Genomic DNA, 22,319 nt, shown 5'->3' on the forward strand with positions numbered 1-22,319 from the left:
AATAATTTAATTTAAAGCATTTTTTAATTCATTTGAACGCGAGCTGTTTTTTAAAATTGTAGCTAATAACTTCATTATTGAGAAATCAACAGTAAAGAGTTATAAATTTAATAATTATATTGTTTACTGTTATAAATAAAAAAGCTTTCATTAATTGCAGATGAAATTTGTTTCTGTATCCAATTATGATTTATCCATATTAAAGCACAAATCGGATATCACCTTCAAAATCTGTCGCCATTTGTGAAAAAATATTCAGCTGCTGTATCATTTTATCTAAATCTGCTTTAGTATGGTGACCACTAATTACAATCCGGCTCAATTTTCCTGAAGCTGTCGGATAAGGAAAAGATGTTGGAATAATATTGTTTTCCAAAAGCAATTGCAGTAACTCGTCCTGGTCGAAATAAATAACAGGATAATTTTTCGTAAAAGTTAAAGCAGTATTGGGTAATAAATGACTGGTAACATAATTTAGATTATCTTTTAACAGCTGTCTTTGTAATTGGTAAAGTTCTTGTGCATTTACAAAAGTTTCCAAAAAAGCAGGATTCATACCCGAAGCACCAATAAAATTCTGCCGTTTTTTTATTTCATTTATAAAATGAGAATCACCAGCAATAAAACCTCCTGAAAGTCCTATGGCTTTCCCCAGCGATGCAATAGCTATTTTTTGATGTATGTTCGGAAGCTGATATTGTTTTAAAACTCCCTGCCCTTGATCCCCTAGTAGCCCAAAACTGTGGGATTCGTCGAGTAATAAAGTGATGATTTTTGAGCTTGGAATATCTTTCAGAATACTTAAATCAATAGGAGTAACTTCCAGCGACGGAATAGCATCGGCAACAATTCCAATTCTTGAAACTGTTGGGTCAAAAAGAAAAGGATTCAGCTTCCCGTTTTGAATCAAGGGCAGTGAAAAAGGATGCATTAAAGCAGGATGTGTGTTAGGAAAATGAAAAAGCAAATCGGTAGTATGCTGTAATTGCTCCAAAGCCAGTTTTCCAGCCAGCATTCCGGAAGAAATTGTAACAACGGTTTCGGTTTCAATCTGTTTTGCTAATAAATCTTCGGCAGTTTTGTAAATATCCAATTGAATGTTGGCAGAGCGCGAACTGCCGTAACTCGTTCCCCATTTTTGGAAACTTGCCCATAGAATTTTTTGAAACTCGGGTAGGGTAGTAACACCCAAATAATTGGTGCCGCCAAAGTACAGAAACTCTTCGCCGTTTTTGTAAAATACTCTATTTGGGATTTCGTTTACCTGCATTGGTTTTTATAGTTTTTTTGACACAGATTACACAAATTAGCATTGACTTTATGGTACTGTTAATGTTCTCGAGCCTCAAATCATCGCAACTTATGATAAGTTTTTCGACTAAACGAAAAAACGATTAAGATTGATAATTATAATTAATTTGGAAAGTACAAGAGAAGTATGTTGGTTGATTTTAAAACTTACTTTACATACAATTCATTTAGTTAATTCTTCTATCAAACGGTTTAGAATTTCATTAAATTCAGTTGGTTTTTCAAGCATGGGATAATGACCAGTTTTGGTTATTATTTTACAATCATAATCTTTTAAATAGATTCTATTATTATCACTATTTGTGGGCGATGCATCAGAATTTATTGCTCTAACAGGAACAGTAACTAATTGTGCTATTTTATTAATATCCATTAAGTACAATGGTTTAAGCGCATTAATGGCAAAATCGGATTCATTTTGAAGGAACTCATTTTGAAGTTTTTCTTTTACTGAATCTGGCGTGTCTTCAACAAATAGATACTGTGGAAGAATGTTTTTAACGGCTAATTCAAAATTATTTCTATAATGGGTAAATTGAAATTCCTCAGCTTGTTCATAAGTGAAATTTTGCCCTAAGTCTTTTAAGGTATCAACTAAGATTATTGATTTTACTTTTTGAGATTCTATTGAAGCTTCAAGTACATACGCTCCCGACATGGAATGTCCAATTAATATAATTTCGTTAGAGTCGATTTCTTGTAGAACAGCATTAATATCATCGGCATATTGTTTGCTATTCCAATTAGTTCTCGATTTTCCGGATTTTCCGTGTCCACCTAAGTCAATTTGTACAATTTTATATTTGTCTTTGAAATAAGTTTGTTGGTCACTCCACCAATCACCATTTCCAAGCCAACCGTGAACAAAAACTAGAGTAATCTCTCCTTTTCCAGTTTCATGAAAGTGAATTTTAACACCATCTGTTGATATTACATGTTTTTCCATTTTATTCGATGATTTTATTATTCATTTTTTTAGTAATTATATCCGCGGTTTTAATTTTTTTAATGATTCAAAACAGCCCCAATCCCATTAGAATCGGCATAATGAACAATACCGTCCGTGATGGTAACGCCAGTAGCAATATCTTCAGAGAGCAATAAAGCACCATCCATATCCACATAATCCAACTCTGGCAATAAATGTGCAATAGCCGAAATACCAACCGTAGATTCCGTCATACAGCCCACCATAGTTTTCATGCCATATTGCTTAGCCTCGGCAATCATTCTTCGTGCAGGTGTGAGACCGCCGCATTTCACCAGTTTTACATTTACGCCGTGAAAATGATTGTGGCATTTAGCAACATCTTCTTCAATAATACAGCTTTCATCGGCAATAATAGGCAGAACGGAGTGTTTAAAAACCTCTTTGTGCGCCGCCCATTGATCGGCTTTCATGGGCTGTTCTAAGAATTCTACTCCCAGTTTTTTCAGGGCGATTGCGTTATTGATTGTTTCAGAAACAGTCCAGCCACAATTGGCATCGATTCTAAAACGGGCATCGGTATGTTTACGCAATTCGGTAACAATCGCAATATCGTCTTTAGTTCCCAATTTAATTTTATAAATAGGCCATGGCATTTCTTTCAGTTTCATGACCATTTTATCGATTTTGTCAATCCCAATAGTGTAATCGGTTTTAGGATTGTGCAAAGGAGAATTTCCCCAAAGCTCATATAACTTTTTGCCTTTTTTCTTGGCATATAAATCATTGTAAGCCATATCCAAAGCACATAATGCAAACATATCATTCTTCAATAAAGCCGATGCGCTGTCCCAAAATTCCTCTGGAGTTTCGTCATTATGCGCTTCTATAAAAGGAATAATAGCTTCCAAGTTAGCTCTCATGCTGTCTACCGTAATATTGTAATACGGATTCGAAGTTGCTTCTCCAAATCCCGATAAACCGTCACTTTGCAGTTCCACAATCAGTGTAGGCTGTACATCGTGCGACTCCCTCGAAATCGTAAAGGTGTGCTTTAATTGGAGTTTAAAAGTGCGGATGATTATTTTCATGGTGTTGTAGGTTGTTATGCTGTATTAAGAATTGAGTATTAAGTATTAAGAAATCAATAATGCATATTTTATGGCTTAATCTTAATCTTAATACTTAATTCTCCATACTTAATACTTAAAATAATTACTTCAGAATATGCTGACTCAATATTTGGTACACTTCGTTAATATTGTTCCCGCCTTTACCAAATTGTTTTGAAATTGGGGCGTCTTCACCAGCCAGCCAAATCTTCAATTCGGCGTCCATATCAAGTATTCCGGCACTTTCTTTGGAGAATTTTTTAATAGAAGAATATGGAATCGAAAGATAATCTACTTTACTGCCCACTAATTGTTTTTCGACTAAAATCAGCCTTTTATTGGTGAAAACAAACATATCTTTAATCACTTTATACCCTTTCTCGATTCTTTCGCCTTCAATCAATAAAGGCTCAAATTCCTTCGAAAGATTTTCCGTATTTACTTCCGATGCGTTACCAAGTATGGCATTAAATAGTCCCATGATTTCCTCTTTAAATTGTGAAAACCAAATTTAAAGAATTTACTGGTCTCAGCATTATAATTTATTGCAAAATCATAAAAATCATTTAGTTCATCAATCCTAAAAAGATCGTTTGGGTGTAACCCCATTCCAATAAAAGGGCAGATTCTCTTTTCGGTTATATGCCTTTTTACTGGAATGCGGTCGGGCTATTCGCTCCGCAGCGGCGGATTGCTGCTATCCCTTACACGAGTTTACAAGATCTTTAAGGAAATTCAGAAGCAGGATAATGAATCTTGTACGGCGTTCACTAAAACTAGGTTGTGTATGTACGTTCAGGTCTGAATGAAATAATTTTAAATTTAATTCGTATTTTCGTTTGATGCAAAAATCAGTGTTGCTGTTTTTTCAATAAAAAAACTCTTTTCAAAAAAATGAACCCTACTAAGATCAGTAAATTTTCAGCAGAAATTCAAATAATAGGAGTGAATCCATTTGTTTTTCTGCCAGATGCAGTTTTGAATTCCATTTTTAGGGAAGCCAATAAAGACAAAGGGAAAATTCCAGTCAAAATCAAAATTGAAGGCTACGAATTTATCCAAACTTTAATCAAATACAGCGGTTATTGGCGATTGTACCTGAACACGCCCATGCGAAAAATTGCTAAAAAAGAAGTGGGTGATACCGCCAATTTTGAAATAGCCTTTGACCCGGAAGAAAGAGTGATTCCTATGCATCCCAAATTAATTCAAGCTTTAAAGAAAAATCCTGATGCTCACAAAATATTCGACAGTTTGAGACCTTCGCTTCAGTTGGAAATCGTTCGATATATATCTTTTTTAAAAACAGAAGAATCCATTGATAAAAATGTTTTGAGAGCCGTAGACTTTTTACTCGGAAAAGAAAGATTCATAGGAAGGGATAAACCTTAACAATAATTTTTTTTACCGGAAGGTTCTCAAAGCTTTGCGAACCTTGCATTTCTTTCGCGGTTAATTTTATGGTTATAATATCAAATACAGTTTGGTTTTTCTTCAAAACACTTATATTTACGTATTAAAAAAGAAAAACTCCAATGGAAAACAACATAAAAATAAAATGGGGAATTGTTGGTTTGGGAAATATTGCCCAGCAATTTGCTAGTGAATTACAATTGATTGAATCTGCCGAACTTTGTGCTGTAGCTTCCAGAAATATCAGCAAAGCCCAAGATTTTGCTAATCAGTTTCAATGTCCAAAGGCTTATGGTTCGTATGATGAACTCTTTCATGACGAAAATATCGACATTCTTTATATCGCAACACCGCATGATTCTCACGCTGAGCTGACCATTAAAGCTTTGCAGAATAATAAACATGTGTTGTGTGAAAAACCGCTGGCCCTGCATTATAATGATGTTTTGCAGATGATTAATACCGCCAAAAAGCACAATAAATTTTTCATGGAAGCCTTTTGGACTCGTTTCAATCCTTCGATACGAGAAACTTTGGAGCATATTCAAAATGGTTCGATTGGTGAAGTGAAATACGTCAATGCCGATTTTGCAATTACATTCGAAAACCCGGATAATACCAGAATGACTGATATTAAACTGGGAGGCGGAGCACTGATGGATATTGGCGTTTATCCATTGTTTTTGGCCTATTTAATATTAGGAAAACCTCAAGAAATTTTAGCAAAATCCAATTTTCATGCCACAGGTGCCGATACGCAGACTTCCATCATTTTGCAATATGAAAAAGCACAAGCCGTACTTCATGCCAGTTTTTTATATACTTCGAATGTGGAAGCAACAATAAGCGGTACTAAAGGCCGAATCAATCTGGATCCGCTTTGGTTTATGACCGAATCGTACAGCTTGACTCAAGGCGATCAAAAAACTAAATTTGATAGACCAACATTAGGTAAAGGCTACACTTACGAAATCGAGGAATGCCATGCCTGTCTTAGAGCCAATAAAATGGAAAGCGAACTTTGGTCCCATCAAAACAGCTTAGAGCTTTCCGCGATAGTGGAGGAGGTCAAAAATCAGATTGGCTTAGTGTATTCATAATTTGCGTTTCAAATTGTATAAAAACAGCATCATTTGTGATATAAACGGCGGTAAGTAAGAATTTAATTAAATGTTTTTGGTTTGAAGTAAAATAGTATTTATATTTAGAAAAACTATTTTATATGTTAGTCAAAGTTTACGGAAGTGCTGTTTTTGGTGTAGATGCAACAACCATCACTGTGGAGGTGAATATTGATAAAGGGGTGGGCTACCACTTGGTAGGTTTGCCGGATAATGCCATCAAAGAGAGCAGTTACCGCATTGCAGCCGCCTTAAAAAATAATGGTTACAGTCTTCCGGTAAAAAAAATAACTATCAATATGGCTCCTGCCGATTTACGGAAGGAAGGTTCTGCCTATGATTTGACACTTGCCATAGGAATTCTTGCCGCATCGGGACAAATCAAATCCGATGAGGTGGATAAATATATCATAATGGGAGAACTTTCGCTCGATGGAAGTTTACAGCCTATAAAAGGTGGGCTTCCTATTGCCATTAAGGCTAAAGAAGAAGGTTTTAAAGGTTTTTTTCTGCCAAAACAGAATGTAAAAGAAGCGGCTATTGTTGCCGGTCTTGACGTTTATGGTGTGGAGAATGTATTGGAAGTGATTGATTTTTTTGAAGGCAAAGGAACATTAGAACCCACCACTATCGACACTAGAGCCGAGTTTTATAAAACCTTAGATTTCCCGGAATTTGATTTTGCCGAAGTACGAGGGCAAGAATCCATAAAACGCTGTATGGAAATTGCAGCTGCCGGCGGACATAATATTATTTTGATAGGTCCTCCAGGCTCCGGAAAAACGATGATTGCCAAACGATTACCGAGTATTTTGCCTCCAATGACTTTGAAAGAAGCTTTGGAAACTACAAAAATTCACAGTGTAGCGGGAAAAGTAAAAGATGCGGGATTAATGAATCAGCGCCCGTTTCGCAGTCCGCATCATACAGCTTCGAGCGTGGCGCTTGTGGGCGGTGGCAGTTATCCGCAGCCAGGCGAAATTTCGCTGGCACACAACGGCGTTTTGTTTTTGGATGAATTACCTGAATTTAAGCGCGAAGTGCTGGAAGTAATGCGGCAGCCATTGGAAGATAGGGAAGTAACTATTTCGAGGGCAAAATTTACGATAACCTATCCCTCGTCATTTATGCTGGTGGCAAGCATGAATCCGAGTCCGAGCGGATTTTTCAATGATCCGGATTCTCCCAATACGTCGTCACCTCATGAAATGACCCGTTATTTGAGCAAAATTTCAGGGCCTTTATTGGATAGAATTGATATACATATTGAAGTAACGCCTGTTCCTTTTGATAAATTAACCGAAAAAAGAAATGGGGAAAGCAGCGTAGAAATAAGAAAACGAGTGACTTCGGCTCGTGAAATTCAAACTAAAAGATTCGAAGAAATCGATCATATTCATTATAATGCACAAATGAGTTCGAAACAAATTCGGGAGCATTGCGCACTTGATGACGCTTCACTGCAATTGTTGAAAACCGCTATGGAAAGACTGAATCTTTCTGCCCGTGCTTTTGACAGAATTCTCAAAGTATCGAGAACCATAGCCGATTTAGAAGGGGCAGATGTGGTTGGTTCAGCTCATATTGCCGAAGCTATTCAATACAGAAGTTTGGATCGAGATGGGTGGTTGGGGTAAAGTCTATTGCTATTTAAATTGGGATGGACACGGGTTGCAAATCCGCTCTATCGGGTAAATCAATTTATAGTTATGTTTTTAATTTGACCGAAATTGCTTCTGTAAAACCTGTAAGAATGAGTATTACTTTTTATAATAAGTCTGGAACTCCATCAATAATTTATCATTATTTTAATGAGGGTAGTAATTCTGAACAATCTGAAACTGTAACAAAAGCAAGTATTGATAATATTTCAAATAATCTAGCACTAGAAATTGCTGGAGATTTAAAATATGCTTGGCAATTTGTCTTGTAATAAAAAAGGATAAAACCGAAAGAGATTAAAGTTATTAAAGAATCGATATTTAATTTTTTCCCCGAGATATCAAAATTGAAAATCATATTATTTAATTATTGTTGCTATATTTATATTTTTATTTGAGAAATAAACAAAATAAAACAATATGGGTTTAGAAGAAATTTTTAAAGGAATATTTGATATTAAAAAAATACCAACCAAAATCTTTTTTGTAATATTTCTAGTAGGTACATTTATATTTTATGCACCAGCTAATCTTGTTCATATTCATTTGGATGAAAAAAGTAATATCAAAATATATGGTTATGTTATTTATTTAATTTGCACAGGTATTTTTGCAATCAATTGTATTACGGGTTTATATAACTTAATTAATAATTTTTTTCAAAACCGAAAAATTAATAAAGAAAATAAAAGAGTGTTAACTAATCTTGATAAGTATGAAAGGGCTGTATTAAGAGAATTTTATTTATACAATAAAAACACATTAGATTTTCCTTATGATGATAGTATAATAAAAGGTTTAATAGATAAAAAGGTTCTGCTATTTCCAAAACAATTTGGTTCAAGTATAATTATAAGTGGAAGGAAAACCACATTTAAAATTAATAGTATTCTAAAGGAAATAATTGATGCTGAAAAAGATTTGGGAATGACACAAAATCCAAATAAAGAAGAACAAATTTTTATAATGAATAGTAGACCAAATTGGACTCAAAACGATTTACGATATATTGAGTAATCATATTTCAATACCTTTATAAAATATATGTTACTGACCATTAATATAAGGTATTTCTTTACTATATTTTATTTTGATAGAACCTCCAAGATCAGGAAAAAGTATGATTGCTAAGCGATTGCAAAATATTTTGCCTCCAATGACTTTGAAAGAAGTGTTGGAAACTACAAAAATTCACAGTGTAATTTTTTTTGGAAAATTTGAAAGAAGTAAAAAATAGTCTGTTTTAGCCCCGATTGCAACGAAAATCCTTGTGGGGGCTGGTATTTTGCCCCCATAAGATTGTAGTGTAAAGCGGGACTTATCTTCAAAAGAAACGAAAATTGGCTGCTCCTAAAAAATAATAAAACTCAAACTTCTTAGATAAAAATTATCGATTAGAACGCCTGTCATTATTTTGACTTGGACGTCTTGGACCAAAACTATTATTCCCGCTTCTGCTAGAAGTTGTAGTGGTTGGTTTTTTAGGAGTTGAGTTGCGCTGTTGTCTGCCTTGACCTTGTTTGATAGGTTCAGTTGATGCGTTAGGATCTGGTTCAAAACCTTTGATGTTTTCTTTAGGTAATTTCAGGCCAACCAATTTTTCTATATCGCGTAAAAAAGTCGTTTCGTCTGGACTAACCAGCGAAATCGCTTCTCCGCTTGCTCCAGCTCTTCCTGTACGGCCAATTCGGTGAACATAATCTTCGGGAATATTTGGCAATTCAAAATTAATAACATGCGGTAACAACGGGATATCCAAACCTCGAGCGGCAATATCTGTAGCAACCAAAGCGGTTAGGCTTCCGTTTTTAAAACCGGCTAGGGCTTTCGTTCGTGCGCCCTGCCCTTTATTGCCATGAATAGCTGCTGCTTTAATGCCGGAACTAATCATGCTTTCTGTCAGTTTGTTAGCACCCTGTTTGGTACGTGTGAATACCAAAATCTGTTTCCAGTTGCCTTCAGTGATAAGTTTAATTATTAATTCTGTTTTTTTCTCTTTGGCAACAGGATATATTTTTTGAGCAATAGCATCAACTGTTGTGTTTTCGGGTGTAGCTTCAACCTGAACCGGATGGTGCAGAATGCCCATTGCCAATTTCTTTATGTCTTTTGAAAAAGTTGCCGAAAATAGTAAGTTTTGTCTTTTTGGAGGCAATACTTTCATAACGCGCTCAATGTCTCGTAAAAAGCCCATGTCAAGCATACGGTCTGCTTCGTCCAAAACCAGTATTTCTACTTTTGAAAGCGAAATTAAGCCTTGATTCTGCAGATCAATTAATCTACCGGGAGTTGCAACAAGAATATCAACCCCTTGGCGTAATTGACTAACCTGCGGATTTTGGTTTACGCCGCCAAAAATAACTGTGCTGCGTAAATCTAAAAATTCACTGTATTCTTTTATATTGACCAATATTTGTGCAGCTAATTCTCGTGTTGGAGTTAATATTAAGGCACGAACGGGTCTTTGTCTTAAGTGCTGTCCCTGTGATAATAATTGTAATATTGGAAGTGTAAAACCTGCTGTTTTTCCTGTTCCTGTCTGTGCCGATGCTAATACATCTTTACCTTCTAAAATTGGCGGAATTGCTTTTTGCTGTATTGGGGAAGGAGTTGTATATCCTTTTTTGCTGATGGCTTTTAATAAAGCATCAGATAAGCCTAATGAGTTGAATGACATAAAAAGTGTTTATGAAGTAAACACTATATATTTAGTTTACTCCTTTAATTTGGCGCAAAGGTACTGCTAATTTTTCCGATGTGCCTTTGATTGCTTTACTTTTGTTTACTCAAAGATAAATGGAATGTTGTTTAATCCTCAAAAAACACATAAATTAGAGGTTAATAATTATAGAATTACGATTGATATGCTTCAATTTAATTAGACTCCGAAAAAGTATCTCCTTTTTTGAAATCTCCGCTTTCAAAGCCACGATTGAACCAATACATTCTTTGTTGAGAGGTGCCATGAGTAAAGGAATCGGGTACAACCTGTCCCTGCATTTTTTTCTGAATCGCATCATCGCCTACAGCATTTGCAGCGCTCAGCGCTTCTTCAATATCGCCTGCTTCCAGTATTTTGTTTTGTTTTTCGTTGTAATGCGTCCAAAGACCTGCATAAAAATCGGCTTGCAGTTCTAAAGCTACAGATAATTTATTGCCTTCGGTTTCATTTCGGTTTTCTTGTAATAGCCGTATTTTTCCAGAAGTTCCCAACAGGGTTTGAATATGATGTCCAAATTCGTGTGCCATTACATAAGCAACTGCAAAATCTCCGCCTTCAGCTCCAAATTTGGTTCTCAGTTCATCAAAAAAGGTCATATCCATATAAATGGTTTTGTCGCTAGGGCAATAAAAAGGTCCAGAAGCTGAACTGGCTCCTCCACAGGCTGTTTCTACTTGACCGCTAAACAGAATAAGTTTTGGAGCTTCAAAAGTCAGACCGTTTTCTTCAAATATTTTTGTCCAAACATCTTCATTGTCAGCCATAAGTGTTTTGACAAATTCACCTTCCGTTTTTTCGGCTTCGGTTAAAGGTCTTGATTCAGTTTGTGTAGTCTGCTGTTGGTTGAATTGTTCTAATATTGGGGTTATCATCTGAGCATTTTCACCTCCAAAAGTATTTAAAAGCAAAATAATAATACCAATTATTCCTCCGCCTACAATAGTTTTGCCTCCAGAAGACATTCCTCTTCGGTCTTCTACATTATCGCTTTGTCTTCTTCCAATCCATTTCATAGGCTGTACAATTTATTGGTTAGTCTTTAAATATGGTATTTTAAATAAAGATAAGTTTATAAAGAGATATTTTTTGGTTTTAGCCATTTTTCTAAAATATCTTCAAGAGTTTTCTTTATGATAGGTTTTGAAACATAATCATTCATGCCTGCTTCTATGCACTTTTCTTTTTCTCCCATTATAGTTCCTGCTGTAAGGGCAATAATGATGGTGTTTTGTAATTTTTCTATTTTTCGGATTGCTTTTGTGGCTTCATATCCGTTAATTAATGGCATCTGAATGTCCATAAAAATGATGTCTGGATTGATTTCTAACACTTTATCAAGTGCTTTTTCTCCGTCGCTGGATTCATAAATGATGCATTTTGGAACAATTTGCTTGACTAAAGTTTTAGTCAAAAGCATATTGATTTTATTATCTTCTACAATTAGGATTTTTGGTTCTTCATTTTCAAATTGAAGTATGCGGTTTTCTGAAATTACTTTCAAAGAATTTATTACTTTGTTTTGTTTTAATTTATTACTGCTTTTTAATTTTATGTCAAAGAAAAAGGTACTTCCTATATTATACTGACTTTTTATCTGCAGCTTACTGTTCATCAGACTTAACAATTGATTTGAAATTGTTAATCCTAATCCTGTTCCGCCAAATTTTTTGGTAGTCGAGCTGTCTTCTTGGGAAAAGGCCTGAAAAATAATTTTTTGATTGCTTTTTCGAATACCAATTCCTGTATCTTTTACTGAAAATCTCAAAGAAGTTGAATTTTTATGAACATCTAATACTGATATCGTAAGATCTATTCCTCCAACATGGGTAAACTTAATTGCATTAGTTAATAGATTGATAAGTACTTGTTTTAGTCGGATATAATCAACCCAAACGTATTTTGGAACATCTTCATCAATTATATAATTTATTTGTAAATTTTTGGAGAGGGCTTGATAATTGACCAATTCTTTTATTTGAAGGATAATATCTTCAATACAGTATTTCTCAATATTAAGCTCAAGTTTACCCGACTCAATTTTGGAAAAATCGAGTATGTCATTAACCACTTCCAATAAAATATTAGCCGATTGGTTAATGGTTTTCATGTATTGTTTTTGAGTGGTTTCGAGCTTGGAATTCATCAGCAGATCGGTGTAGCCTATGATTCCGTTTAAAGGGGTTCGTATCTCATGGCTCATATTGGCAAGAAATTCTGATTTGGCTTTATTTGCAGCTTCTGCTAATTCTTTTTCTTTGACAATGGATTCATTTTTTTTCTTTTCGGTAATATCAATAAATATTCCTTCCATGAAAGCAATTTCACCATTCTTTAAAATCGAATCACCAAATTCTTCAACCCATACTATTGAGCCATTTTTATGAGTAATTCGGTATACAATATGTAATGCTTTTTTTTCTTCCAGAGCAATTTTGTTTTTTAATAAAACACCTTCTATATCTTCATGAAAAATTAGGTCTATGAAAAATATTTTATTCTCTAAAAAATCAGATTTAGGATATCCAGTCAGTTTTTCAATTTCATCATTGAGAAAAATTTTTGTGTAATTTTCATCATAATTCGATAAATATACGGTACCAGGGATATTATTAGCTAATAAACGAAATCGCTCTTCGCTTTCTTCAATCATAGATTCATTGATGTTTCGCTCAATAGAAGAGGAGATATTTTTAACTAATAATTGCAAAATCGAAATTTCATCCGGACTCCAAATCCGTTCGCTGGCTGAGTTATCAAATGCAAAAAAACCGTCAAATTCATTTTTTATAAAAACAGGAAAAAACAGCATTGAACTGGCATTTAAATGACTCAAGGCAGATTTTACCTTTTCATTTTTAAGATTATTTTTAATGCTTTCAAAGAATTCTGCTGGAGATAAATCTTTTAGATTACTGTCAAATTCAGTAAATTCAAGATTTTGAAGAATAGGATGAACAGTATCAAAACCTTGTAACTCATTTGTCCACATACATTTTTGGTCAAAAAAATTGGTTTTTCTATCCCTTTTAAAGAATGAAATGCGTTCAGATTTTGTTACTTTGCCTAGCTCATTAATGATTCCCGTTATAAGCTTTTCGGTGCTTTTTTCTAATAAAAACTGATTAGTATTTTTATTTATAACTAAAAGCAATTCACTTTTATAAGCCAGTTTCCTTTCGATTTCTAACCGCATCTGAGAGGCCAAAGCGATTATAATTAAATCGGAGATTGATTTAGCAAAATTAATATCCTCATTGTCCCAGTTTTTAACTTGATGTGTTGATTCGAAAGAAAGAATGCCTTTTAATTCACCGTCAAAAAAGACAGGAGTATCAAGTGTCGAAAATATGTTATTGGTATAAACATAATCGCTTTTTATTTTATTGTTGGTAGAATAAGATCTAATGTCTGATTGAACAACTTGAAGTTTATTTTCAATTTTTTCGAAATAAGCTGGATTTTCATGTTTGTAAAACTCAATTTTGTTTTCCAGCACATCTGTTTGTGCTTCATAGAGCTTACAGCAAATAATTTTATCGGTGTCATAAATCCAATAACCAGCTCGGTTTACACCCAATGCTGCAGAGGTGATTTGAAGAATATTAATAATAGTTTGTTTAAAATCATTACTATTCGAATGGTTTAATACTGCTAAATCTTTTAGGGTTTTGCTGTATTTTTCGATTTTAAACTGCCGTTTTGCTTTTTCGTCTTCAATGTTTTTTAAGTGCGTAATGTCACGTGCAATTCCTGAGTATCCATCTATTTCTCCAAAACTGTTTCTTCTGACAAAAACGTTTTGAGATATCCATATTTCATCTCCGTCTTTTTTGATAATAGGAAATTCAAGTGTGGTGAAATTTTCTTCAATATCAAGAATGTTTTGGTAAAAACTCATGGTATTGGTAATGTAATCTTTTCTGATTATCGAAGAGAAGTCTTTGGAAAAGAGTTCTTCTTTGGAGTATCCCAATGCTTTTATTCCATAATCATTGATAAAAATAAAGTTACCTTTTGAATCTGCTTCAAAAATTATATCAACTGCAGTTTGAATCAAGGTTTCGTATTGTTTTCTTATTTTTATTTCATTGGTTATGTCTTGTCCTATTCCAATGATACAGTTTTCATTGAATTTTTTATCAATCCATTGAATGAATTTATATTCTCCGTTTTTACATTTTAATTTTCTAATATATAAGCGATTGTCTACGAGGTTTTTATAGTAATCGATTCCAATAAATTCCGGATCTTCGGTAAGTGTCCAAAAGCCATATCCCATTACTTCCTCAGGAGTATATCCTAAAATGGATGTTATAGTATCACTGCAAAAGGTTATTTCTCCCATTTTGTTTGTGGCAATGGTAAGTGAATTTCCTCTATTTACAATTTCATTTGTAAAATTGACTTTTTCCTGAATTTTATATATAGCGATGTGTTTTATATGATTTATTATAAATATCATTATAGAATAGTTGATAAGTATAATAGCCTTGGCAACAGGAACTATGCTGAAAGCAAGTAATATAATTAAATAAGCAAAAACGCATCCGCAGAAAATCCAATACTTTTTTATGGGTTTTATAATAATGTACGAAAAGAAAAATGCTAAAATGAATGTGTAAGTTGGTATGTTATCCTTTGGTAAGAAAACTATATTGTAGGCAGTTAATATAAAATGAATATAAAATAAGCCTGTAAATATTGTTTGAATTCTATTGAATAAATATTTTGATTTTTCACTCAATATAAAAAATAATAAAAAAATGATTCCAACGGAAAAGTAATAATTTAATAAGCTTTTGGGTCTAACCTTAAATAATTCAAATAATATTTCTATAAAAGGAAGAGCTAATCCGAGAAATAATAAATAAAGTAGATATTCTCTTTTGTCTAATTCTTTTGATGTAAGATTATCTATATTTTTTAATATAGAATTTATTTTGTGATTGGAATATATAATAGCCAGTAATATGATAAAAAACAATGCTATCAAAATGCTGTTTCGATTCGTAATATCTATCAATAAATTTTGCGCCAGGCTTAATGCCACAGGAGTGCAAACTGAACTTGATAAAGAAAAGTTGAAGTTGAAAAACAGTAAATTTTCACAACATAATAGCATAGTCGTTGGGGGTAACTATTTAATTTAAGATTTAATCGTCTGCAATTTAATATTTATAGTTAAAATATTATTAATTTTCTGCGGTATTATCTATTCCTACAATAGCACTGTAAATAGCATAATTCATGGAATAAATAAATGGTATTGTAAAAAATAGACCGACACAGCATGCCATTAGACCTATTAATGAGCCAATAATTGCTACAATTATTAATCCTAATAAAACAACTGGCTGTTTGAGAACAATTTGAATACTGAATTTTATAGCATCAATCGCTTGTAAATCGCCAAATATAATCAGAGGAATGGTAAGAAGTGTTGTAAATGATATGAAATAGTTAATTATGATGCCTAGAAATTCAAGTTTTACATATCTCAATAAAGTAGCTTGAGCAAAGATGATTACTGTAATGATCAAAGTAGAAATTATAATTTCTTTTAAATAAGGCAATTTATAGAATGAAAATAGTGAAGAAACTGGGAAATTCTCGTCTCTGTCTCCATGGTCTGCCATTTTTAAGAAAGCCGCTTGAAACGGGCTAAGCAAACAAGAAATAATTATGGAAATGATTCCCATGGCTAATAGATTAGTCTGAAGAAGGTTTTCTATTTTAAGCTGTCCCGAAGAAAGTTCTTTTGTCATTTCAGTTACACCAATAAATGATACTAGAGAAAAAGCACCAAAAACCACAAACAATATGCTGAAGATGACTATTACTGATCCCGCATATAAAGCAATTTTTTTATAATTCTCAAAGGCATGATTGAATACATTTCCAAAATCTATTTGGTATCCGTTTTTTTCAATTTCCTGTAATCTTTTTAGAGTTTGATTCATTTATATTGTTAGGTTAGTTAGTTATTTGTTAGATTTATTATTAAAAAAAAACAGACTTTTCAAATGATATTTGGTAAGAATTATGCGACATCCTCAATCTCGTATCAGTTATTATAAAGGTCTGCATCAGTGTGTAAATTTACTGTTTTTTTATTTTTAATAAACGAAGAAATTTTTTCGGTGCTATTTTTTAAGTTTAGTTAATTTTTGTTTGTTATAACCAGTTTAATAATTTTTTTAGAGTACTAATTTTATTATTTGTATAAGGAGCGTATCTTAAATTTAAATCCAGCCAATTTGCTTTTTTTACAATTCCTTTGTGATGAGAGAAAGTATCAAAACTCAATTGACCATGATATGCACCAATACCGCTGTGGCCTACACCGCCAAAAGGAAGCTTTTTATTTGCAAAATGAATTACCGTATCGTTTATACATCCTCCGCCAAATGAATGCTTTAAAATTGTTTTTCGCGCAAATTTTGTATCATCAGTAAAGACATACAAGGCAAGCGGTTTTTCATATTTTGAAATTATTTTATCGATTTCTTTTTCATCTTTATAAGTGATTATTGGGAGTAAAGGACCAAAAATTTCCTCCCGCATGAGTAAACTGTCAAGATTATTTTCCTCTATTAATGTGGGTGAAATATAGCAGTCTTCAACATCAGTTTTGCCTCCCGTAATTATCTTTTCAGGTTCAATCATGCTCACTAATCGATGCCAGTTTTTCTCGTTTATGATTCGGGCAAAATCAGGAGAATCTTTCGGGTTTTCTCCATAAGCATTTGTGATTTCATTTTTCATGAAATCTATAAAATGGCTTTTCATTTTTTCTTGAATTAAAATATAATCTGGAGCAATACAGGTTTGGCCGGCATTCAAAAATTTCCCCCAGACTATTCTCTTGGCAGCGAGTTTTAAATTGGCTGTTTCATCAATAATACAAGGATTTTTTCCGCCTAATTCAAGAGTTATGGGTGTGAGATGTTTTGCAGCTGCTTTGGCAATAATTTTGCCTACAGCTACACTTCCTGTAAAGAAAATGTAATCCCATCGCTGTGCTAATAATTTTTGAGTAGCTTCAACACCGCCCTCAATTACTTTGGCATGCTGATGCTGGAAAACTTTTTCTATAATTCTAAAAATTATAGCCGATGTTTTTGGAGTTAGCTCTGAAGGTTTTAGCGTAACCTGATTGCCAGCGGCTACAGCAGCTATCAATGGACTTATAGCTAATTGAAATGGATAATTCCAAGGTGCTATAATCAAAACTTTTCCGTAAGGTTCTTTAACGATATAATCTGTTGAAGGAAAATTAAATATAGAAGGGGTTACATTTTTAATTTTGGCCCATTTTTCAATATTCTTTATGGTACTTTTTAATTCCGAAATGATGTAGCTGGTTTCGGTTGCAATCGATTCAAAGACTGGTTTTTTGAAATCCTCATATAATGCCTGGATGATCTCATTTTCATGCTTGACAATTTCATCCATTAATTTTATTAAAGCTTCTTTTCTGGCACTAATATTCAGTTTGTAACTCATAGCAAAAAAGATTTAAATCATTATGTAAGTGCAAGTTAAATTTAAATTTCAAAATATAATCCTTTTCAGACTGAAATTTAAATAGCTTTCCAAATAATTTCTTCTGGAGTAGGAGCAATTATAGTGATATCTTCTTTAGAAACGGGATGGACAAAAACCAGCTTCCTGGCATGTAAATGAATGCCTCCATCAGGATTGCTTCGGTCAAAACCATATTTCAAATCTCCTTTTATTGGCGAACCGACTGCTGATAATTGTGCTCTAATTTGGTGGTGTCTTCCGGTGTGCAGTTGAATTTCAAGTCCGTAATAATTATCGAGCTCTTTGATGATTTTATATTCTAAACTCGCCATTTTACTGTCAGGAACTTCTTTAAGATAGGCTTTTGAAGTGTTGTTTTTTTCGTTTCTTTTAATATAATGAACGAGTGTATCTTGGTTTTTGGGCGGTTTATTTTTGACTACTGCCCAATATGTTTTTTTGGTTTCTCTGTTGCTGAACAGCTCATTCATACGGGTTAAAGCTTTGCTGGTACGGGCAAAAACTACAATTCCAGTAGTAGGTCTGTCCAGTCGATGAACCACTCCTAAGAAAACTTCGCCAGGCTTATTGTATTTATCTTTGATATATTCTTTTACAACATCGCTTAACGGTTTGTCACCTGTCTTGTCACCCTGCACAATATCACCCACACGCTTGTTTATCACGATAAGGTGGTTGTCTTCGTGCAGGATTTGGAGATTGGATTTTGTTGATATTATTTTATTGGACATCTTAGATTTTTTGACTTTTTAGATTTTTTAGAACAGTGAGACGTCTAAAAAAATATAAGTTTTTATTGGTTTTGTATTAAGTTTGATCTGAATTTTGATGTCATTTTTACAATTTCATCAAGTATATTTATTAATTCATCGGTTTTGTCTAGGTTGATAAATCCTAAATCAGATGCGATTAATAGTTGTGTTTCAATTTCATAAGCTGAACCAATAGCGATTTCTAAAAATCTTGCAAAATCTTTGTTTGATTGCCTGGAGGAACCTTCTGCTATATTAGAAGGAATCGACACAGCCGCTCTTCTTAATTGATTTGTGAGTCCAAATCTTTCTTCACTTGGAAAAGTGGATGTAACTGAATATATTTTAACACAAAAGGTTCTGCTTTTTTTCCAGATTTCTAATTCTTTAAATCGATGCATTTTTATTTATTTGAAAGGTTGTATAGTTAGTTTTATCAAAAATTTGTTTCGATATACAAAACTAAATACAATTTAAAATAAAATATAAAAAGACTGAAAGAAAAATTCTCTAAAAATCAAAGAAGTTTAAAATTCTAAGAATTCTAACAATCTAAGAAGTCTAAAAATCTAAGTGGTCTAATTTAATATTGTTCCTTTTCGTTTGGAAAATCTTTGGATTTCACATCTTCAACATATTGACTGATCGCTGAGGTCATTCCTTCGTATAAATTCATGTAACGTCTTAAGAAACGGGGGCTAAATTCGTTGTTCATTCCCAACATATCATGGATTACCAATACTTGACCATCTACACCGCCACCAGCACCTATTCCAATTACTGGAATCGAAATGCTTTTTGCCACTTTTTCAGCCAAATGAGCTGGAATTTTTTCAAGTACCAAAGCAAAACAGCCTAATTTTTCGAGTAATTTGGCATCTTCCATCAATTTTTCAGCTTCTTCTTCTTCTTTGGCACGAACGGTATAAGTGCCGAATTTATAAATAGACTGCGGAGTTAATCCCAAATGTCCCATAACAGGAATTCCGGCATTCAAGATTTTTTTGATAGAATCTTTTATTTCTTTTCCACCTTCTAATTTTACAGCGTGACCGCCGCTTTCTTTCATGATTCTGATGGAAGAACGCAATGCTTCTTTCGAATCAGATTGGTAGCTTCCAAAAGGCAAATCAACAACAACCAAAGCTCTTTCTACAGCTCTAACTACTGATGAAGCATGATAAATCATCTGGTCCAAAGTGATGGGTAAAGTGGTTTCATGACCAGCCATAACATTTGAAGCAGAATCTCCAACCAGAATTACATCTATTCCGGCAGTATCCACAATCTTAGCCATTGTATAATCATAAGCCGTTAACATAGAGATTTTTTCACCATTGGATTTCATCTCGATTAATGACTTAGTGGTAATTCTTTTGTAATCTTTTTTTATTGCAGACATCTAAATAATTATTTTATTTCCGAAATGCTCGGTATTGATTTTGTTTTGAGAGCGTAAAAGTACTAAATAGAAATTTTCTAAATTGAATTTTTAAGAAGAATGTCACAAAAGGGACTGCGTAAATTACGGTATTACGATTTAAACATCCTATTTTGAAGAATTCTTGTAAAAATATTGAATCGGTTAAACTTTAACCCTTATTTTGTTTTCATCCGGGTAAATCAAATCTTTATAAAATCTTTATATCCAGCCTTGTTATATTATAAAATACTTATGGGATATGATTTAACTTTGTCTTATCAAATAAATACGGGGATTATGAATAGTATTTTGAATCAAATAAAGATTAAAAATCAATATTTAATAAGCGTTTTATCGGTTGGGACAGTCGCATCATTGTGTTTGTTTATCAGAGACTATTTAGACTATAAAATTGTTGGTTATATTTTGTTGGTGGTTGTTTCGGTGCTGTCTATGTTTTTGGCAATTTTACCATTACTGCTCAGTGCTATTTTAAGTGCACTGATTTTGAATTTTTTCTTTATTCAGCCATACTATACTTTGCACATCAGCAATGCCGAAGATTCATTACTGTTGTTTTTATTTTTCATAATTGCTCTTGTAAATGCTGTTCTGACCCACAAAATAAGAAGAGCAGAAAAGATACTGCAGGTAAAAGAAGTCAGGATCAATACCATGAAACTGTACAATGCTTTATTGGATTCTTTATCTCATGAATTAAGAACACCAATTTCGACTATTATGGGGGCTATCGATACAATTCAAAGCAAATCGGTGCATATTTCCGAAGAAAATAAAGAAAATTTATATTCAGAAATTGAAAAAGCATCTTTGAGACTGAATCATCAAGTGGAAAATTTATTGAATATGTCCCGATTGGAATCGGGTGTTATTGAACCAAAAATGGATTGGTGTGATTTAGAAGAATTGGTTTATAATGTTTTGGATCATTTAAAGGACGATCTGCAGTTTCATAAAGTAGTCGTGAAAACAGACGAAAACTTGCCTCTTTTTAAATTGGACTACGGGCTGATGCAGCAGATTATTTTTAATTTGGTTTTTAATGCTTCGCAATACACACCCAAAGGAGCTAAAATAGAAATCAGGGTTTCTTATAATGCTGATGTCGATTTTGAATATAATCCCGATAAATTAGCTCCCTGCGTGATTACGATTGCCGATGACGGCATCGGTTTTCCTGATAATGAAATTGGTAAAGTGTTTGATAAATTTTATCGTCTGCAAAATTCAAAAACAGGCGGAACAGGATTGGGTTTATCAATTGTAAAAGGATTTGTTGAGGCACAACACGGAAAAGTGACACTTGAAAACAGGGAAGAAGGAGGTTCAATTTTTACGCTTAGCTTTCACACCTTAACAATGAATACTAAAGAAATTTCAAATGAATAATAGTGCTCAAATTTTGGTTATTGATGATGAAATTCAAATTAGGAAACTGCTTGAAATTACATTGGAGTCAAATGATTACAGAACAATTTTTGCCGTAAATGCAAAAGAAGGTCTGTCTATGGTGGCTAATCATCAGCCTGATTTGGTTATTCTTGATTTGGGTTTGCCAGATGAAGACGGACAAGTTGTTTTGAAACGATTGCGGGAATGGTATAATAATCCAATTATAATTTTAACGGTAAAAAGCGCCGAAGAAGAGATTGTTAAAGCACTTGATAACGGAGCAAATGATTATTTGACCAAACCGTTTCGCACACAGGAATTACTAGCTAGAATTCGAACTGCTTTGCGAAATATAGTTTCCAATGAAAAAGAACCGATAATTGAGTTTGGTGCTGTTTCAATTGATTTGGCTTCCAGAATTGTGAGGCTGAATAATGAAATTTTGAAACTTACAACAACTGAATACAACTTGCTTTCTATTTTTGTAAAAAATGAGGGACGAGTATTAACACATCAATATTTACTGAAACAGGTTTGGGGAAACAGCTATGCAGACCAGACACAATACCTGCGTGTTTTTGTCGCACAGCTTCGAAAAAAAATTGAAGAAGACCCCAACCGCCCTAAGTTCATCATCACTGAATCTGGTGTAGGATACCGATTTAACACCAGTTAGAATTAATTTAGTTTTTAGTGCTTAGTAATTAGTGATTAGCCTTTTATTATACTAATAAAAAGAATTAGCAGAGCCTATCATAAAGCTTTTTGGTTTAGTTTTTTATAAATTATAAATGTTAGATTCTGCAATGGAAAGCTAATCACTGAATTTAAAAGAATGTAATATGGAGTGTTGTATTCACCTCATATAGGACTTTCTATATCCAAAAAATAATGAATTATAATGAATAAAAATTA

Annotated in this window: 19 protein-coding genes and 1 pseudogene; 8 read left to right on the forward strand and 12 right to left on the reverse strand. The window is 33.3% G+C overall.

What is annotated here, in order from left to right; translation table 11 throughout:
* Positions 1-199: 199 nt before the first annotated feature.
* From CLU83_RS04175 to CLU83_RS04190, 4 genes are all read right to left on the reverse strand, one after another.
* Positions 200-1,270, reverse strand: a complete 1,071-nt coding sequence (locus tag CLU83_RS04175) for an aminotransferase class I/II-fold pyridoxal phosphate-dependent enzyme (protein ID WP_100430445.1) — start codon at positions 1,268-1,270, stop codon at positions 200-202.
* 204 nt (positions 1,271-1,474) lie between these two features.
* The gene (locus CLU83_RS04180) at positions 1,475-2,257 is read right to left on the reverse strand and encodes an alpha/beta fold hydrolase (protein WP_100430446.1); all 783 of its coding nucleotides are present in this window, start codon (positions 2,255-2,257) and stop codon (positions 1,475-1,477) included.
* Between the two features lie 59 nt (positions 2,258-2,316).
* On the reverse strand, positions 2,317-3,330 hold the full coding sequence (locus CLU83_RS04185) for a dipeptide epimerase (protein WP_100430447.1): 1,014 nt from the start codon (positions 3,328-3,330) through the stop codon (positions 2,317-2,319).
* Between the two features lie 124 nt (positions 3,331-3,454).
* On the reverse strand, positions 3,455-3,832 hold the full coding sequence (locus CLU83_RS04190) for a PH domain-containing protein (RefSeq protein ID WP_100430448.1): 378 nt from the start codon (positions 3,830-3,832) through the stop codon (positions 3,455-3,457).
* 413 nt (positions 3,833-4,245) lie between these two features.
* On the opposite strand from CLU83_RS04190, the gene CLU83_RS04195 reads away from it, so the two are divergent.
* The 6 genes and pseudogenes from CLU83_RS04195 to CLU83_RS04220 form a co-directional block, all read left to right on the forward strand.
* The gene (locus CLU83_RS04195) at positions 4,246-4,743 is read left to right on the forward strand and encodes a DUF1905 domain-containing protein (RefSeq protein WP_100430449.1); all 498 of its coding nucleotides are present in this window, start codon (positions 4,246-4,248) and stop codon (positions 4,741-4,743) included.
* A 143-nt stretch (positions 4,744-4,886) separates the two neighbouring features.
* Entirely contained in the window at positions 4,887-5,864 is a 978-nt protein-coding gene (locus CLU83_RS04200) for a Gfo/Idh/MocA family protein (protein WP_100430450.1), read from the forward strand.
* Positions 5,865-5,986: 122 nt separating this feature from the next.
* A complete protein-coding gene (locus CLU83_RS04205; RefSeq protein WP_100430451.1) occupies positions 5,987-7,522 on the forward strand; it encodes a YifB family Mg chelatase-like AAA ATPase in 1,536 nt (511 codons plus the stop codon).
* A 23-nt stretch (positions 7,523-7,545) separates the two neighbouring features.
* On the forward strand, positions 7,546-7,818 hold the full coding sequence (locus tag CLU83_RS04210) for a hypothetical protein (RefSeq protein ID WP_100430452.1): 273 nt from the start codon (positions 7,546-7,548) through the stop codon (positions 7,816-7,818).
* Between the two features lie 148 nt (positions 7,819-7,966).
* Positions 7,967-8,563 carry a super-infection exclusion protein B gene (locus tag CLU83_RS04215; RefSeq protein ID WP_100430453.1) on the forward strand — a complete coding sequence of 199 codons (597 nt, stop codon included), beginning with the start codon at positions 7,967-7,969 and terminating at the stop codon, positions 8,561-8,563.
* 70 nt (positions 8,564-8,633) lie between these two features.
* A pseudogene (locus CLU83_RS04220) lies at positions 8,634-8,750 on the forward strand (ATP-binding protein); the annotation flags it as partial.
* Between the two features lie 183 nt (positions 8,751-8,933).
* Here the strand turns inward: CLU83_RS04220 and CLU83_RS04225 are convergent.
* The 8 genes from CLU83_RS04225 to panB all read right to left on the reverse strand — a co-directional run bounded on the left by CLU83_RS04225 (position 8,934) and on the right by panB (position 19,970).
* Positions 8,934-10,223: a DEAD/DEAH box helicase gene (locus CLU83_RS04225; RefSeq protein ID WP_100430455.1), complete on the reverse strand. Its 1,290-nt coding sequence runs from the start codon at positions 10,221-10,223 to the stop codon at positions 8,934-8,936.
* A 197-nt stretch (positions 10,224-10,420) separates the two neighbouring features.
* Positions 10,421-11,281 carry a neutral zinc metallopeptidase gene (locus CLU83_RS04230; protein ID WP_100430456.1) on the reverse strand — a complete coding sequence of 287 codons (861 nt, stop codon included), beginning with the start codon at positions 11,279-11,281 and terminating at the stop codon, positions 10,421-10,423.
* A 56-nt stretch (positions 11,282-11,337) separates the two neighbouring features.
* Entirely contained in the window at positions 11,338-14,730 is a 3,393-nt protein-coding gene (locus CLU83_RS04235; RefSeq protein ID WP_198512244.1) for a PAS domain S-box protein, read from the reverse strand.
* A 730-nt stretch (positions 14,731-15,460) separates the two neighbouring features.
* The gene (locus tag CLU83_RS04240; RefSeq protein ID WP_100430458.1) at positions 15,461-16,228 is read right to left on the reverse strand and encodes a hypothetical protein; all 768 of its coding nucleotides are present in this window, start codon (positions 16,226-16,228) and stop codon (positions 15,461-15,463) included.
* Positions 16,229-16,442: 214 nt separating this feature from the next.
* Positions 16,443-17,774: an aldehyde dehydrogenase gene (locus CLU83_RS04245; RefSeq protein WP_100430459.1), complete on the reverse strand. Its 1,332-nt coding sequence runs from the start codon at positions 17,772-17,774 to the stop codon at positions 16,443-16,445.
* A 77-nt stretch (positions 17,775-17,851) separates the two neighbouring features.
* Positions 17,852-18,547, reverse strand: a complete 696-nt coding sequence (locus CLU83_RS04250) for an RluA family pseudouridine synthase (protein WP_100430460.1) — start codon at positions 18,545-18,547, stop codon at positions 17,852-17,854.
* 62 nt (positions 18,548-18,609) lie between these two features.
* A complete protein-coding gene (locus CLU83_RS04255; protein ID WP_100430461.1) occupies positions 18,610-18,969 on the reverse strand; it encodes a four helix bundle protein in 360 nt (119 codons plus the stop codon).
* A gap of 182 nt (positions 18,970-19,151) precedes the next feature.
* Positions 19,152-19,970 (reverse strand): 3-methyl-2-oxobutanoate hydroxymethyltransferase, encoded by an 819-nt coding sequence (gene panB / locus CLU83_RS04260; protein ID WP_100430462.1) that lies wholly within the window; start codon positions 19,968-19,970, stop codon positions 19,152-19,154.
* A gap of 318 nt (positions 19,971-20,288) precedes the next feature.
* On the opposite strand from panB, the gene CLU83_RS04265 reads away from it, so the two are divergent.
* Positions 20,289-21,401: an ATP-binding protein gene (locus CLU83_RS04265; RefSeq protein ID WP_100433613.1), complete on the forward strand. Its 1,113-nt coding sequence runs from the start codon at positions 20,289-20,291 to the stop codon at positions 21,399-21,401.
* A complete protein-coding gene (locus tag CLU83_RS04270) occupies positions 21,394-22,080 on the forward strand; it encodes a response regulator (RefSeq protein WP_100430463.1) in 687 nt (228 codons plus the stop codon). Before CLU83_RS04265 ends, CLU83_RS04270 begins: the two co-directional genes overlap by 8 nt.
* The last annotated feature ends 239 nt before the right edge of the window (positions 22,081-22,319 follow it).

The sequence above is a fragment of the Flavobacterium sp. 1 genome, from assembly GCF_002797935.1.
GTDB lineage: Bacteria > Bacteroidota > Bacteroidia > Flavobacteriales > Flavobacteriaceae > Flavobacterium.

Coding starts and splice junctions, on each gene's coding strand:
- CLU83_RS04175 (WP_100430445.1), bottom strand. CDS start 1,270: ATGCAGGTAAACGAAATCCCAAATAGAGTATTTTACAAAAACGGCGAA.
- CLU83_RS04180 (WP_100430446.1), bottom strand. CDS start 2,257: ATGGAAAAACATGTAATATCAACAGATGGTGTTAAAATTCACTTTCAT.
- CLU83_RS04185 (WP_100430447.1), bottom strand. CDS start 3,330: ATGAAAATAATCATCCGCACTTTTAAACTCCAATTAAAGCACACCTTT.
- CLU83_RS04190 (WP_100430448.1), bottom strand. CDS start 3,832: ATGGGACTATTTAATGCCATACTTGGTAACGCATCGGAAGTAAATACG.
- CLU83_RS04195 (WP_100430449.1), top strand. CDS start 4,246: ATGAACCCTACTAAGATCAGTAAATTTTCAGCAGAAATTCAAATAATA.
- CLU83_RS04200 (WP_100430450.1), top strand. CDS start 4,887: ATGGAAAACAACATAAAAATAAAATGGGGAATTGTTGGTTTGGGAAAT.
- CLU83_RS04205 (WP_100430451.1), top strand. CDS start 5,987: ATGTTAGTCAAAGTTTACGGAAGTGCTGTTTTTGGTGTAGATGCAACA.
- CLU83_RS04210 (WP_100430452.1), top strand. CDS start 7,546: ATGGACACGGGTTGCAAATCCGCTCTATCGGGTAAATCAATTTATAGT.
- CLU83_RS04215 (WP_100430453.1), top strand. CDS start 7,967: ATGGGTTTAGAAGAAATTTTTAAAGGAATATTTGATATTAAAAAAATA.
- CLU83_RS04225 (WP_100430455.1), bottom strand. CDS start 10,223: ATGTCATTCAACTCATTAGGCTTATCTGATGCTTTATTAAAAGCCATC.
- CLU83_RS04230 (WP_100430456.1), bottom strand. CDS start 11,281: ATGAAATGGATTGGAAGAAGACAAAGCGATAATGTAGAAGACCGAAGA.
- CLU83_RS04235 (WP_198512244.1), bottom strand. CDS start 14,730: ATGATATTTATAATAAATCATATAAAACACATCGCTATATATAAAATT.
- CLU83_RS04240 (WP_100430458.1), bottom strand. CDS start 16,228: ATGAATCAAACTCTAAAAAGATTACAGGAAATTGAAAAAAACGGATAC.
- CLU83_RS04245 (WP_100430459.1), bottom strand. CDS start 17,774: ATGAGTTACAAACTGAATATTAGTGCCAGAAAAGAAGCTTTAATAAAA.
- CLU83_RS04250 (WP_100430460.1), bottom strand. CDS start 18,547: ATGTCCAATAAAATAATATCAACAAAATCCAATCTCCAAATCCTGCAC.
- CLU83_RS04255 (WP_100430461.1), bottom strand. CDS start 18,969: ATGCATCGATTTAAAGAATTAGAAATCTGGAAAAAAAGCAGAACCTTT.
- panB (WP_100430462.1), bottom strand. CDS start 19,970: ATGTCTGCAATAAAAAAAGATTACAAAAGAATTACCACTAAGTCATTA.
- CLU83_RS04265 (WP_100433613.1), top strand. CDS start 20,289: ATGAATAGTATTTTGAATCAAATAAAGATTAAAAATCAATATTTAATA.
- CLU83_RS04270 (WP_100430463.1), top strand. CDS start 21,394: ATGAATAATAGTGCTCAAATTTTGGTTATTGATGATGAAATTCAAATT.